Raw genomic sequence first — 13,696 nt, 5'->3', positions numbered from 1 at the left:
CCCCGGCCGGTGGCCTGGCGCATGGCGGGGCGCCGGGGCCGGGGACGGGCCGGCGGCGGGCCGGGGGCGGGATTGTTCACCGAGCCCGCGGCGGCTTGCTGAACAACCCGCGCCGGCCTGGGATGGAGCCGGAAGCCACGGGGAGCGCCGACGATCCGGCGTCGCCCACCGCACCGCTCGCCGTATCGCCCACCGTGTCGCCCACCGCACGGGGGTCGGGGGGCGGCTCGGTCGGTGGGTGCCGGTCGCGAGGGGAGGCGCGACGGTCCCCGTGGCCTCCGCAGCGCCCGGCCGTACCCCGCCGCCCACCGGCGCGGGGGACACAGGACGATCCCGACGAGGAAGAGGAACAGTTCCCCATGGCCGATACCTTCACGCCGCGATGCCGTACGGCGCTGGCCGTCGCCACGGCCCTCGCCGCCTCGCTCGCCGCGCTCACCGCCGCGCCGAGCGCCGCGCGCGCCGCCGAGGCCGAACTCACCCCAGGCGCCGGCGCGGTCACCGCGAGCACGAGCGACGACAACGCGCCCGCCAACGTCGTGGACGACGACTTCGACACCCGCTGGTCGGGCGAGGGCGACGGGGCCTGGCTCCAACTCGACCTCGGCGCCGCCAGGACCGTGAGCCAGGTCAAGCTGGCCACCTACCGGGGCGACAGCCGCCGCAACCGGTTCCAGCTCCAGTACTGGACCGGCTCCTCCTGGTCCACCGCCTTCGACGGCAGCAGCAGCGGCACCGGCACGGGCCTGGAGTCGTTCACGATCCGCCCCGTCGAGACGTCCAGGATCCGTTACGTGGGCCACGGGTACGCGGGCGAGGACGGCTCCACCGGCACCTGGAACAGCCTGACCGAGGTGCAGGTCTGGGGCGGCACCTCCGACGGCGACGGCGACGCCCGGGTGCCGGCGGACGTGCTCGACCTCACCAACTGGAAGCAGACCCTGCCCATCGGCGAGGACGAGCGCCCCACCGAGATCACCCAGCCGGAGCTGGCCCGCTACTCCCACGACCCGTACTTCAAGGTCGCGCCGGGCGGCAAGGCCGTGCAGTTCCGCGCGCCGGTCAACGGGGTCACCACCAGCGGGTCCAAGAACCCCCGCTCCGAGCTGCGCGAGATGAAGAACGGCGGCAAGGACAAGGCGAGCTGGTCCACGACGTCGGGCACCCACACGATGACCGTCCGCGAGGCGTTCACCCACCTGCCCAACGAGCGTCCGTACGTGGTCGGCGCCCAGATCCACGGCGGGGACGACGACCTCACCGTCTTCCGCCTGGAGGGCAAGAAGCTCTACGTCACCAAGGAGGACACCACGCACCACAAGCTGGTCGACGACAACTACCAGCTCGGCACGGTCTTCGAGGCCAAGTTCGTGGCCGGGGGCGGCAAGGTCAAGGTCTACTACAACGGCGAGTTGCAGACCACGATCTCGCACTCCGGCTCCGGCAACTACTTCAAGGCCGGCGCCTACACGCAGGCGCACTGCGGCAACTCCAAGCCGTGCAGCTCCAGCAACTACGGCGAGACCAACATCCACCACCTGACCGTGCGCCACGACTGAGCGGGAACGGGGCGAGCGGGAACGGGGGCGGGGACGCGGGCGGAGCACCGCCCGCGTCCCCGCCCCCGGCGTCGTCAGCCGAGCTGGCGCACGTCCAACTCGCCGTCCGCGTACTGCCTGCGGATCACCTTCTTGTCGAACTTGCCCACGCTCGTCTTGGGCACCGCGGGCACCAGCGCCCAGCGCTCGGGCAACTGCCAGCGCGCGACGCGCTCGGCGAGGAAGGCCCGCAGCTCCGCGTAGTCCACGCCGGCACCCTCCCTGAGCACCACCGTCGCCAGCGGGCGCTCGCCCCACTTCTCGTCCGGCACCGCCACCACGGCCGCCTCCGCCACCTCCGGGTGCGCCATCAGGTGGTTCTCCAGCTCCACCGAGGAGATCCACTCGCCGCCCGACTTGATGACGTCCTTGGCCCGGTCGGTCAGCGTGAGGTAGCCGTCCGGCGTGATGGTGCCGACGTCACCGGTGCGCAGCCAGCCGTCCGGGCTGAACTTGTCCTCCGGGCGCAGCGGCACCCCGGCCGCGCCCCCGTAGTACGCCGCCGCGATCCACGGCCCGCGCACCTCGAGCTCGCCCGTCGACTTCCCGTCCCACGGCTGGAACGTGCCGTCCGCGCCGGCGAGCCGGGCCTCCACCGAGGCCGGGAAGCGCCCCTGCGTCTGCCGGTAGGCCCACTCCTCCTCCTCGGACAGGCCCTTCGGCGGGTGGGCGATGCAGCCGAGCGGCGAGGTCTCGGTCATGCCCCAGGCGTGCAGGACGCGGATCGCGTGCCGGTCCCAGAACGCCCGCATGAGGGACGGCGGGCAGGCGGCGCCGCCGATGATGACGCTGCGCAGCGAGGCCACGTCCCGCTTCCGCGCGTCCAGCTCGGCCAGCAGCCCCTGCCAGATGGTGGGCACGGCGGCGGCCAGCGTGGGGCGCTCGGCCTCGATCATCTCGGCGAGCGGCGCGGGCTGGAGGAACCGGTCCGGCATCAGGAGCGTGGTGCCGGCCATGAACGCGGCGTGCGGCAACCCCCACGCGTTCACGTGGAACATCGGCACCACGGGCAACATGGTGTCCGCGACCGTCATCGCGAACGCCTCGGCGTTGTTGACCTGCATGGCGTGCAGGTAGATGGACCGGTGGCTGTACGCGACGCCCTTGGGGTCACCCGTCGTCCCGGAGGTGTAGCAGAGCACCGCGGCCTCGCGCTCGTCCAGCTCCGGCCAGTCGAAGCCGGTCTCCCGCCCGGCCAGCAACTCCTCGTACTCGTGCACCTGCGGTCGCGCGTCCGCGAGCACCGACCGGTCGCCGGGCCCGGCCACCACCACGTGCTCCACGGTCGGCAGGTGCGGCAACAGCGGCGCGAGCAGCGGCAACAGCGAACCGTTGACGATCAGGACCCGGTCCGCCGCGTGGTTCACGATCCAGGTGAGCTGGTCGGCGGGGAGGCGCAGGTTCAACGTGTGCAGGACGGCGCCCATGGACGGGACGGCGAGGTACGCCTCCATGTGGTCGCTGTTGTTCCACATGAGGGTTCCCACGCGCTGGTCGCCCCGTACCCCCAGCTCGTCGCGGAGCGCGTGCGCGAGCCGCGCGCAGCGCCGGCCGATCTCGGCGAACGTCCGCCGCTCGGGCGCCGCGTCCCCGGTCCAGGTGATGACCTGCGAGTCGCCGTGCACCACCGAGCCGTGCCGCAGCAAGCGACTGACCGTCAGCGGTACGTCCTGCATCGTGCTCAGCACCGGGGCCTCCCAGAAAACGAGTGAGGGTTACGCGCGAGTAAGGGATGGGCTGCAATATCGCAGTCACCCGGTGGGATGTCACTACTACGGGGCGACGCCGGGACCCGTTTCGGACGCCCGGCGCGGCAGCGCGCGACCCCCGGCGACCGCCGGCACGGGCCGCGAGGCCGGCAACAGAGCGGGCACGGGGCCGCGGCGGCGCGGGGCGGGCCGGGCGGCGGGCGGAAGTGTGAGTTCCGCTACGTCACCGGCTGGCAGCGCGCCTGAGATCGGTCGGGCTGGCGAAGACGCGCGCGGGCACGGGCGGCCGGGGGCACGGGTGGCAGCGGTCGGGGCGGCGCGGGTTGGGACGCGGGCGGCGCGGGCGCGGGCAGGCAGGCGGGGGCTACGGCCGCGGGCAGGCCGGTGCCACGGCTGCGGCGGGGAAGCGGCACAGGGAGCCGGGTGGCACGGGGCGCGCGAGGGTCGCGGATGACGCTCCGGCGCGCGGGTGGCTCCGGTGACGCGCGGGGCGGCGCGGGCGGGTGGGGCGACGAGGGCGCGCAGGGCGGCGCGGGAAACACGTGGCTCGGGTGGCGCGCGGGCGGCTTGGGCCGCGTGGGCGTGGGCCCGTCCGCTCAGGCGCGGCACAGGCATCCGGCCGCCAGGCACCCGTCCGTCATGTGCCGTACCCCGTGCCGGTAGGCGGCCCGCTCCGCCTGGACGATGACCCGCGCGCACCTCCGCCGCTCAACCGTCCGCGTCACGACGGTCGTGACGACCGCTGTCGCCAGCACGGCTGTGGTGAGGCGGAACGTGGTGCGGGTGCGAGTCACGGTCTACTCCTGTTGCTGGTGCCGCTCCGTCGCGGCCGAGAGTGGGCGTAGGGCCGCGACGGTGGCGAGGAAGACCCGGCGTGGTTCCGGGTCGACGATGCCGAGGCCGTCGGCGGCCTGTTCGGGCGTGAGGGTCGGGGGAGTAGGGGCGTGGCGCCGGATGGCTTCCACGTCGTCAGCCGTGAGGACGCGCGCGTGGGTGAGGACGTCGACGAACGGGACGTCGAGCGCGTCCGCGACCGCCGCGAGGACGCGCATGTCCGCCGCGGCGTGGTCGCCGCGCAGCAGACGTCCGACGGTGGGAGGCGAGATGCCGGCGTGCTCGGCGAACCGGCTGCGGCCACCTCCCCGGGGGCCGAGGTCGTAGCCGCGGGCGATCAGACGGTCACGGAGCCATTCACCAAAGGTGGGTACATTTTTCACGCATGCAATGTACCGGTCGTGACAGATTCACGCCCGCCATGTTCCGGCCACTAGTCGGCTCAATCCATACGGTACACACCTCACTCATCACTATGGAACAGCCTGTTCCGAACGGCCATGCGATTCTGCGACGCGCTGACCTCGCTGTCAATCCCGAAACACCGGACATGTTCCTGACGCACCCTCACCCCAACTTTCACATGCGAACGTCTATGGTAATTTTCTTTCACGCACGATAATTAGGTGTCGTCGGGACGGACCGCCATGGATGACCGGCGCGAACCCGTGGTGCCGTCCCGCGCGCCGCACACCGTCGATCGCCGCGACAGCACCGCGAACGGGTCACGGCGACCGTCGAGTTGGCTCCTGGCCGGCCGGATCGACCGAGGTGGCGCGCCGCGCCACCCGGGCACGCGGCGCCGCCTGACCGCACACGCGGGACGAACACGCACAGAGGCAACAGAGGAAACAGAGAAAACAGGGAAAAGGAGCCGCCCCGGTTCGCGCCCGGGACGACCCGCACACCATCTCGGAAAGGCACTGGACGTGACCACTCAGCCCACGCACCCCGCCAGACCCCGCACCGGAGGACTCCGCACCCGACTCCGCGCCGCCCCCGCGCTCAGCGCCCTACGGATCGTCCGCGACCTCGCGGGCCTGGTGCCCGCGGTCGCCGCCCTGCTGCTCGCCCCCGCCCACACCACCACCAGCGGCGGCACGCCACACCCGGTCACGCTCGTGATCCTGGTCGACGACCGGAGGTGCTCCGCCCCGACTCCCACGCCGCACACCAGCACGCCCGTGACGGTCCACGCCGCGACGACGCCCACGTCACCCGGGCACGCGCTCACCGCTACGCCGTACGGACCGGCTGTCTGACGCCCCTACCCGTACGGACCAAACCCGCCGCCCCGGCGCACGTGGGCCACGGGTGGCTCGGCCCCGGGCGACCACGGCTGGGCGGGCCACGCGCGGAGCCGGATCACGCTACGCGGCCCGGCTCAGCTCCGGGTCCTCGCGGAGCTTGCCGAGCGCGCGGGACACGGCGCTCTTCACGGTGCCGATCGAGACCCCGAGCACCTCGGCGGTCTGGGCCTCGCTCAGGTCCTCGTAGTACCGCAGGACGACCATGGCGCGCTGCCGGTCGGGGAGCCGCACCACCGCCCGCCACATCGCGTCGCGCAACACCTGCTGCTCGGCCGGGTCGGGCGCCGGGGTCAGGTCGGGCTCCGGCAGCTCCTCGCAGGCGAACTCGTCCACCTTGCGCTTGCGCCACTGCGACGTGCGCGTGTTGACCAGGGCCCGGCGCACGTAACCGTCCAGCGCGCGGTGGTCCTCTATTCGCTCCCACGCCAGGTACGTCTTGGTGAGCGCCGTCTGAAGCAGGTCTTCCGCGTCGCTCGGGTTCGCGGTCAGCGAGCGGGCGGTACGCAGCAGCACCGGGCCGCGGTCCCGTACGTAGGACGTGAACGACGGGAACCCGGGGGTGCTAGCAGTGGATGCGCTGTTGCACACAGGCGTGGTCATGCCGTTAACGCTAGAAGCGGAGTCCTTCCTGCGGATCGGCCGCAGGTGCCGAAGGAAAGTCCGCCTCTGGTTGTACGGGTAGTGCTGGCATCACCTCCTACGGGCGGAGGGCTCTCAGGGTCTGTCAGGGTTGCGTCACGGGGCGTGGGCCACGGATTCCGCGCGCCCCCGCCTGCCACGCCTGCCCCGTCGGGCCCGGGACGCGTCACCGGTCGTGAGACCCAGGTATGAGCCGCGCCCCGGACGCGCCGCCGCCCCGCCCCCGCCCGACCGCCGCGCCCGCCGGCGGCGGGGGCCGGTGCGCGGTGGTCAGGGCGGCGGCGGGGCGCCGGGCCCGGGCTCAGCGGATGATCGCCACGGGGGCGTCGACGCGGTTGCGGTCGATGGCGAGCCGGCGGCCTCCGTGCCGCTCGGTGACGTCACCCGCGTACTGGTGGATACGCCGGTTCGGGTGCCAGGCGCGGCGGTTCAACCACTTCTCGCCGTACAACGACGGGGGTACGTTCCAGCGCGCGAACCACATGACCTCCGGCAGGTCCCGCTCCCCCGCCTTGCGGGCCCGCTCCATGTGGCGCACGCCCGAGTTGGCGCTGCTGTAGAACCCCGGCACGTAGTTCTGCTGGCGCACCTCACGGTTCCACGAGCGCACGAAGGCCAGCGTGGTGCGGGCGCAGCGGCGCTGCCCGAGGCGGTACGCCTCCATGTCGAGGTAGAGCGCGCTGCCCGGGGCCATGCCCAGCCTGCGCGCCTGGCTCACCGCGTCCCGGGCCTCCTGTCGGCCCTGTGCCCAGGCGTTGCCCCCGATCGTGAACTTCCGCTTGATGTTCGCGATCACGCAGGGCGACTGGGAGCCGACGTAGATGGGAAGGACGTTCCAGCCCATCTGCTTGGTCTCGCGCAGCCAGCTCCTGTTGAGGTGTTTCTGGTTCTTGCAGTGTCGGCCGCGGCCCCCGAAGTAGACGCCGACGCCACGGTACGGCGAGGCGAGCCAGGCCCGCATGGTGCTCACCGACGGCGCCTGGCACCGGTCGAACGCCCAGCCCTGGAAGATCTTCCGCTTGGCCCCGCCCGCCTTGGTCCCGTCGGCCTTGGACGTGTCCGCCGCGGGCCGGTCGACCTTCGGCTTGGGCGCCTTGGGCTTGCCCCCCGTGGGCTGCTGGACCTTGGGCTGCTGGGGCTTCGGTTGCTGGGCCTTGGGCTGCTGGGGCTTCGGCTGCTGGGGCTTCGGCTGCTGGGGCTTCGGCTGGTCAGTCCTGGGCTGCTCCGTCTTCGGCTCGGTGGCCGGGCGGTGCGCGGCGGGGGGCTCCGGGGGCGTCTTGTACGGGACGCGGACGGGGGCGGCCCGCCACTCCGCACCCATGGGCGCGAGCTGGGCCGTGCGGGCGGGCGAGGTCCGCAGGAGGGGGGAGTCGACCGACAGCGGGCGGTCCGGGCCGACGCCGGTCGGCAGGGTGCGGGGCAGGAAGTCGTCGCCCGTGCGCCCGTACGTACGGTCCTCCGCCACCGACACCGGGCCGGCCACCAGCACGCCGCACAGCGAGGCGAGCGCCGTCAGTACCGCGATCACGGCCCCGGCCAGCCGCCCGGAGCGGCGGCACCACCCCGGACGCTGGGGCGGCGGCCCCTGGCGCGGCAACAGCCAGGGCGGTCGACCCCGCGGCGGTCCCAGCCGCCGCAGCCACGTGCTCCGGTGCGGGCGGCCGTCCACGGGCTGTCTGAGGGGCCCGAGGGGCCGACGGCGTCGCAGACGCCAAGACCGCGGGCCCTGCCCGCGCGTGCCATACGTTTGTCCCATAAAAGGAGTGAAGGCACCGCCCTACCGTGGCGCCCGCAGACACGCCTGTCGTTCAGCCGTCTGCCCCCGCGATCGCGACCCCGACCTAGCCCGGACGTGGTACCCCGGCGACACCCGCCCCCGCCCCGAGCAACCGGCCCCGGCCCGGCTTCGGGCGCGGGTCGCGCTCCGGCGCGCCCGGGCCCGGCAGTCGGGTCCGCGCCCGGCCCCGGTTTCGCTACGGCCCGCCCCGGGCCCGGCCGCGAGGCCCGCGCGCCCGGGTGGACGCCCGCCCGCTGCCAGGCGCCCCGGCGACACGGCGCGTACGCCGATGCCTACGCCGATGCCGGTGCCCATGCCGACGGCCACGGTCGCGGTGGGCCGGTGCTCGGGGCGGGCCGGCACCCGGGGCGCACAACAGTCGCGCGGCGGGCCCGGAAGGGCACCGCCGCGCGACCGATCACCTCATGTCGGCCTCGTCGCCGCGCACCAGCGGCCGAGGCTCACCTCCCGCTCACCGCCTCACCACAGGGGGCCGAAGCTCACGTTGGTGTTGTGCTGGCTGATCGGGGTGAGGCCCGAACCGATGACGCTCGCGTTGTTGTTGTTGTTCGTGGCCCCCGAGCCGTTGGCGTTCTGCTGCGTCGTGGTCGAGTTCCCGAGGTTCAGCCCGGCCCCGCTACCGATCAGCGCGGCGTCGCCGTCGTTCGACTCGGCCTTCGAGAGGCCGGCCGCGATGGCGCCGCTGTCCGCCTGGGCCACCCCACCCATGAGGACGATGGCCAACGGGAGCGCGGCGACGGCCGCCAGAACGCGTGCGGTGCGAGTGCTTGCCATGTCAATTCCTCCTGGAATCACGGGCGTTGGTCATCGGGCAAGGAAGTGGGCCCACCGCCTCGCCGCCGTGTCGACGTCGCGAGACCAGAGTTGCCCACCGGGCCTGCCGTGAACGCTGCGCAGCCCCCGATTCCCCCGCAAGCATGACGCTTCACCCCTAAACCCGCTCACACCAACTGGCCCGCCATCACGCTCCGTTGCGCCTCGCCCCGCGCCCGCGCCGCTCCCCGTACGCCCCGCACCACCCCCCACGCCAGAGCGCTCCCGCGCGCGGCCGCCACCGCACGGCGCGTACCCGGCGCACGCCGGTCACACCCACCCCACCGGGAGGCTCACCGGCGCCCGAGCCCCGATACCGAACAAGGGCCCGCGCCCCTCCCCCGTACGAGTAGTGCCCATGGCGTCCGCGCCCCGCCCCCGCGGTTCGCCCCGCACCATGGGCGGCGGCCAGGACCGCGCCCCAGGAGACCTACGTGAGCACCGTGCAGAGGCCCCCGCACTGCCCCACCTGCGGAACCCGCCCGCTGTGGAAGGACACGAGCGCGATCAGATCCGGCAAGGAGGACCGCTGGCTCTGGTACTGCACGACGTGCCTGCGCACCTACCTCCCCACCGGCGACCACAAGCGCAGATACGCCTGACCGACCCGCCGCCCCACCGCGCCCCGGTACGCCCCCCGGCGCCCGGGACGGCGAGCGTGGGAATCTACGCCGCCGGCCGCGGGTTACGTACCTCCGCACAGCCCGCGACGGGACGGACCGCGAAAAGAGGCCGGGAGGCCGGGAGGCCGGGAGTCAATGAGTCTTCGCCAGTACGAGTACGCCCTGGCCGTGGCCGAAGAGGGTTCGGTCACGGCGGCGGCGGAGCGGCTGAACGTGGCCCAACCCTCGGTTTCCCAGCAGATCCGCGGCCTGGAGCGGGAGCTGGGCGTGGAGTTGTTCGCCCGCACGCCGACCGGCCTGGTGCCGACCGTGGTCGGCCGCGCGTTCCTGCGGGAGGCGGAGATTGCGGTCAACGCGTCGCGCCGGGCGCGGGCGACGGCCCGGGCCGGAGCGGACGAGCTGGTGGGCGAACTGGTGGTGTCGGTGCAGATGGGCTTCGGCACCCGGCAGTTGCCGGGCGCGCTGAGCGCCCTGCGCCGCCGCTTCCCGCGCCTTGAGGTCACCGTCTTCGAGGAGCCGAGCGCCGCCGAGATGGAACGCCTCGGGCGTCGCGGCGTACTGGACCTCGCCCTGATGGCGGTGTGCGAGCGCAGCCCCGCCAACGCCCACCACCTCGGCGACGAGGAGTTCGTCGTGGTGCTGGGCGCCGGGCACCCGCGACTCGCCGCCGACCGGGTCGACCTGCGCGCGCTGGCGGGAGAGCCATGGGTGCGGTTCGACCGCGACAGCGCGCTCGACGGCGTGCTGGTGAACGTGGCGCGGGAGAACGACATCACCCCGATCACCGCCGCCCGCGTCTCCCAGACGGCGACGGCCGCGCGCTGGGCCGCCCAGGGCCTCGGCGTGACGCTCGTCCCAGCCTCCGCGGTGCCACACGAGCACGCGCACCTGGTGCGCCCGGTGGACCCGCCCGTCTCCCACCCCGTCATCGCCGTGGTCCGACAGGCCGCGGGCCCCGCCGAGACGGCGCTGCTCGAACTCCTCCGCCAGGAGTCCTGGCCCCGTCCCGCCTCCCTCACACCGGCCCCCTGACGCTCGCCTGACGCCCACGGACTGAGCACCGACGGCTACCGGCTGGGGCTGGGACAGCCGGCTCAGAGCTGGGTGGCGCCGCCGTCCACGGGGAACTCGGCGCCGGTGGTGTACGTGGCGTCGAAAGCGAGGAACGCGGCTGCCCTGGCCACCTCTTCGACGGTGCCGAAGCGCCGCATGGGGACGCCCGCGACCTGCCGCGCCGTGAACTCCTCGGCGGCCTCCGCGCTCATCGCCCGCTCCAGCACCCCCGTGTCGATGGGACCGGGGCTGACCGCGTTGACCCGGATTCCGCGCGGCAGCAACTCCTGGGAGAGGCTGCGGGCCATCGAGCGCAACGCCGCCTTGCCGGCCGCGTAGACACTGGCGTCCGGCACACCCATGACGTTGGCGACCGACGTGGTGAGGACGACGCCCGCGCCCGCGCTCAGCAACGGGGCGAGCTTCTGCACCGTGAAGTAGGCGCCCTTGACGTTGATGGCGAACAGTTCGTCGTACGCCTCCTCGGTCGTCGACGCGAAGGGCGTGAGCGCCGCGACGCCGGCGTTGACGAACAGGGCGTCGACCGAGCCGAGTTCGCCCCTCACCCGGTCGGCCAGCGCGTCCAGGTCGGCGAGTACGGCCACGTCGCCACGGACGGCCACCGCGCTCTCGCCGAGCCGCTCCCGCGCGGCGTCGAGGGTGGCCCGCGAACGGCCGGTGATCACCACCCGCGCCCCGTCCGCCACCAGCAGCTCCGCCATCGCCAACCCCATGCCGCTGCCGCCGCCCGTGATCACGGCGTTCTTCCCGCTGTACTTCCCCATGCCCAACCCTCTTCTCGCTCTGACCGCTCTTCTCACGCATCACGCATCACGAACTCGCGGATATTCCGCAGCCCGCCCCACCCGCGCATTCCCGGGCGTCGCCAATTCCGCCGGAATTCCGGTGGCGTCAGCCCCTGGGGAATTCCCCGCCGTCCACGATGAGATTGCTCCCGGTGAGCCAGCCCGCCCGGCCGGACACGAGGAACAGCACCGCGTTCGCGATGTCGTCGGGCTGACCGTCGCGGCCCAGCGGCGTGGTGTCGTCGGCGTTGGTCTGGCTCGGCGCCCCGTTCAGACGCGCCCACTGCTCCCGCGTCGCCTCACCACCGGGAGTGGCGACCCGACCGGGCGACACGGCGTTGACCCGAACCCCGTACGGGGCCAGTTCCAGCGAGAGGCCGCGACTGTACGACTCCAACGCCGCCTTCGCCGCCACGTAGTGCAGGAACGGCCCCACCGGGGTGAGCACCGCGGCCGAGGAAACGTGCACGATCGCCCCGGAACCCCGTTCCCGCATCCCCGGCGCGAGCAGCGCGTCAAGACGTACGGCCGCCAGGTAGTTCAGGTCGAGCGCCCCTTGCCACTCCTCGTCGGGGATGGCCAACGCCCCCGGGTGCGGCCCCGCCCCACCCGCGTTGTGCACCACGATGTCCACCCCGCCAAGCCGCTCCCGCACCGCCGCGGCCAGCGCCTCCGCCCCGCCCCGCGTCCGCACATCCGCCGCCACGAACCCGGCCCCCGCCGGCACCGCCCCCGACGCCTTTGACCTGGCCGTCGTCACCACCTCGGCCCCCGCCCCCAGAAGCTGCCGCACGACGGCCGCCCCAATCCCCCGCGTCCCACCCGTCACGAGGGCGCGCTTTCCCGCGAGTTCCTTCATGTCCGTTCCACCGTCATTCGTAGCCATGCCACTTACCCCCTCGAATCGCTCAGTCATGGTCCACTCGATGGGGGAGAGAATTCCGCCGCGCACGGAACACGAATTTCCGCAGAATGCGCGGCTCTCGTTCCTTCGCATCGAGTTGTTTCACGGTATGACCGGCACATAATGCGAGGCAAAGACGTAAGTGCAGCGGGCCCTATAGGGAATCCCTATAGGACCTGCCCGCCGACCACGGGCCGGAGAGCGTTCCCCGTCGCGCGCCGAGGCCGCGGGGGTCGTCGGCCGTCGACCATGCCCATGTAGCCGACCATGACCATGTAGCGGGCTGGGGGTGGGCTCCGCGGGGCCGCCAACGCACCAGGGGCGCCCCGGCATGCCGGGGCGCCCCTGGTGACCAGCTAAAACGCTGAACTGGGCGGAGGCTGAGGGATTTGAACCCTCGGTGACGTCGCCGCCACGACGGTTTTCAAGACCGGTGTGGTGGTGGGGGTGGCGGGCTTCTGACCTGGGGATAGGTGTGGGCTGAGCTGCACTTACGGGGTGATGGCCCGCGTATGGCCCATGAGGTTGGCGATGGACCCTCAATCCTGGGCCCCGGCAGGGGGCGGTAGCCTCGTACGAGTTGGGTCGGCGATAGGGGCTTGATGAGTATCTTGCCGGATTTGAGCGATAGATCGCGATCGGCGGAAGTTGCAAATAACCGGGCTTCCGTCGGATGAAGCCGCAGGTCAATTGCTCTGGTCCCCGCGCGCGCGGGGGTGGTCCCTGCTCCCCGTCACCGCTGCGCACCCCGCATTCCTGGTCCCCGCGCGCGCGGGGGTGGTCCCAGCACCAAGGACGCGGTGGTCGAGAACTGCCGCTGGTCCCCGCGCGCGCGGGGGTGGTCCCGTACGAGAAGGAGCGCCCCCGTGCTCGACCCCCTGGTCCTCCCCGCGCGCGGGGGTGGTCCGCGACGCAGGTACAGCCACCAGTACCGGGGCAGCTGGTCCCCGCGCGCGCGGGGGTGGTCCCAGCCCCAACGCGCCGCCGCTGCGGGCCCCGCTCTGGTCCCCGCGCGCGGGGGTGGTCCCGGGAACGGCCCCAGCCGGTGCGGACACACCGGCTGGTCCCCGCGCGCGCGGGGGTGGTCCCCACACCGGCATCGTGCTCAGCGTGATGCCGGGCTGGTCCCCGCGCACGCGGGAGTGGTCCAAGCTGCCTGGTCTGGTTGGAAGAGGCCGCGGCCTGGTCCCCGCGCACGCGGGGGTGGTCCTCCGCAGGAGTTCGCGCGCGCCATGTACGCCATTTTGGTCCCCGCGCGCGGGGGTGGTCCTCCAAGCTGGCCGGTCAAGGTCGGTGGGCATGGCTGGTCCCCGCGCGCGGGGGGTCCCAGATCGGCGTGGGAATCAGACATGAGGATCTTCTGGCTCCCCGCGTGCGCGGGGGTGGTCCCACCGTCTGGGTGAAGAAGCCGTTGGGCTTGTTCTGGTCCCCGCGCGCGGGGGTGGTCCCGATCCGGGAGCCGCTTCTACATCGATCCCGTGCTGGTCCCCGCACACGCGGGGGTGGTCCCCTGCCGACGTGCGCCGAGTGCGACCGCCCGGTCTGGTCACCGCGCACGCGGGGGTGGTCCCTCCACCAGCTCAAGGGCGAGATCAGCGAGCGCCTGGTC

12 protein-coding genes are annotated in these 13,696 nt (G+C 73.1%); 4 read left to right on the top strand and 8 right to left on the bottom strand.

Going from position 1 to position 13,696, the window contains the following annotated elements:
- Positions 1–359 precede the first annotated feature (359 nt).
- Complete coding sequence (locus AC3CHW_RS17230; RefSeq protein WP_488467018.1) at positions 360–1,559, top strand: polysaccharide lyase family 7 protein; 1,200 nt, start codon at positions 360–362, stop codon at positions 1,557–1,559.
- 74 nt (positions 1,560–1,633) lie between these two features.
- Here AC3CHW_RS17230 and AC3CHW_RS17225 read toward each other — a convergent pair whose 3' ends face one another.
- The 3 genes from AC3CHW_RS17225 to AC3CHW_RS17215 all read right to left on the bottom strand — a co-directional run bounded on the left by AC3CHW_RS17225 (position 1,634) and on the right by AC3CHW_RS17215 (position 4,524).
- Positions 1,634–3,286, bottom strand: a complete 1,653-nt coding sequence (locus AC3CHW_RS17225) for a long-chain fatty acid--CoA ligase (protein WP_398608264.1) — start codon at positions 3,284–3,286, stop codon at positions 1,634–1,636.
- 617 nt (positions 3,287–3,903) lie between these two features.
- Complete coding sequence (locus AC3CHW_RS17220) at positions 3,904–4,101, bottom strand: hypothetical protein (RefSeq protein ID WP_488467017.1); 198 nt, start codon at positions 4,099–4,101, stop codon at positions 3,904–3,906.
- 3 nt (positions 4,102–4,104) lie between these two features.
- Positions 4,105–4,524, bottom strand: coding sequence for a helix-turn-helix domain-containing protein (locus tag AC3CHW_RS17215; protein WP_187087822.1), 420 nt, complete (start codon positions 4,522–4,524; stop codon positions 4,105–4,107).
- A 546-nt stretch (positions 4,525–5,070) separates the two neighbouring features.
- Between AC3CHW_RS17215 and AC3CHW_RS17210 the strand changes: the two genes are divergently transcribed.
- A complete protein-coding gene (locus AC3CHW_RS17210; protein ID WP_488467016.1) occupies positions 5,071–5,403 on the top strand; it encodes a hypothetical protein in 333 nt (110 codons plus the stop codon).
- Positions 5,404–5,511: 108 nt separating this feature from the next.
- On the opposite strand, the gene AC3CHW_RS17205 is transcribed toward AC3CHW_RS17210, so the two are convergent.
- The 3 genes from AC3CHW_RS17205 to AC3CHW_RS17195 all read right to left on the bottom strand — a co-directional run bounded on the left by AC3CHW_RS17205 (position 5,512) and on the right by AC3CHW_RS17195 (position 8,662).
- Positions 5,512–6,051, bottom strand: coding sequence for a SigE family RNA polymerase sigma factor (locus AC3CHW_RS17205; protein ID WP_488467015.1), 540 nt, complete (start codon positions 6,049–6,051; stop codon positions 5,512–5,514).
- Between the two features lie 340 nt (positions 6,052–6,391).
- Positions 6,392–7,618 (bottom strand): DUF1906 domain-containing protein, encoded by a 1,227-nt coding sequence (locus AC3CHW_RS17200; RefSeq protein ID WP_488467014.1) that lies wholly within the window; start codon positions 7,616–7,618, stop codon positions 6,392–6,394.
- A 729-nt stretch (positions 7,619–8,347) separates the two neighbouring features.
- Positions 8,348–8,662 carry a hypothetical protein gene (locus AC3CHW_RS17195; RefSeq protein WP_488467013.1) on the bottom strand — a complete coding sequence of 105 codons (315 nt, stop codon included), beginning with the start codon at positions 8,660–8,662 and terminating at the stop codon, positions 8,348–8,350.
- Positions 8,663–9,135: 473 nt separating this feature from the next.
- On the opposite strand from AC3CHW_RS17195, the gene AC3CHW_RS17190 reads away from it, so the two are divergent.
- Positions 9,136–9,303 (top strand): hypothetical protein, encoded by a 168-nt coding sequence (locus tag AC3CHW_RS17190; protein WP_187059829.1) that lies wholly within the window; start codon positions 9,136–9,138, stop codon positions 9,301–9,303.
- Positions 9,304–9,459: 156 nt separating this feature from the next.
- On the top strand, positions 9,460–10,356 hold the full coding sequence (locus AC3CHW_RS17185; RefSeq protein WP_488467012.1) for a LysR family transcriptional regulator: 897 nt from the start codon (positions 9,460–9,462) through the stop codon (positions 10,354–10,356).
- A gap of 62 nt (positions 10,357–10,418) precedes the next feature.
- Here AC3CHW_RS17185 and AC3CHW_RS17180 read toward each other — a convergent pair whose 3' ends face one another.
- Together AC3CHW_RS17180 and AC3CHW_RS17175 are read right to left on the bottom strand one after the other, a co-directional pair.
- Complete coding sequence (locus AC3CHW_RS17180; protein ID WP_488467011.1) at positions 10,419–11,162, bottom strand: SDR family oxidoreductase; 744 nt, start codon at positions 11,160–11,162, stop codon at positions 10,419–10,421.
- A gap of 127 nt (positions 11,163–11,289) precedes the next feature.
- Positions 11,290–12,069 carry an SDR family oxidoreductase gene (locus AC3CHW_RS17175; protein WP_488467010.1) on the bottom strand — a complete coding sequence of 260 codons (780 nt, stop codon included), beginning with the start codon at positions 12,067–12,069 and terminating at the stop codon, positions 11,290–11,292.
- Positions 12,070–13,696: the final 1,627 nt, after the last annotated feature.

The sequence above is a fragment of the Streptomyces sp. MGP-BFMKR1 genome (genome assembly GCF_057766585.1).
Note: the sequence above shows the minus strand (reverse complement) of the source record. Positions and strands in the feature narration are given on the sequence as shown.

What these genes read in the sequence shown, in the direction of transcription:
- AC3CHW_RS17175 (WP_488467010.1), bottom strand. Translation starts at nt 12,069, where the DNA reads ATGGCTACGAATGACGGTGGAACGGACATGAAGGAACTCGCGGGAAAG.
- AC3CHW_RS17195 (WP_488467013.1), bottom strand. Translation starts at nt 8,662, where the DNA reads ATGGCAAGCACTCGCACCGCACGCGTTCTGGCGGCCGTCGCCGCGCTC.
- AC3CHW_RS17185 (WP_488467012.1), top strand. Translation starts at nt 9,460, where the DNA reads ATGAGTCTTCGCCAGTACGAGTACGCCCTGGCCGTGGCCGAAGAGGGT.
- AC3CHW_RS17180 (WP_488467011.1), bottom strand. Translation starts at nt 11,162, where the DNA reads ATGGGGAAGTACAGCGGGAAGAACGCCGTGATCACGGGCGGCGGCAGC.
- AC3CHW_RS17205 (WP_488467015.1), bottom strand. Translation starts at nt 6,051, where the DNA reads ATGACCACGCCTGTGTGCAACAGCGCATCCACTGCTAGCACCCCCGGG.
- AC3CHW_RS17230 (WP_488467018.1), top strand. Translation starts at nt 360, where the DNA reads ATGGCCGATACCTTCACGCCGCGATGCCGTACGGCGCTGGCCGTCGCC.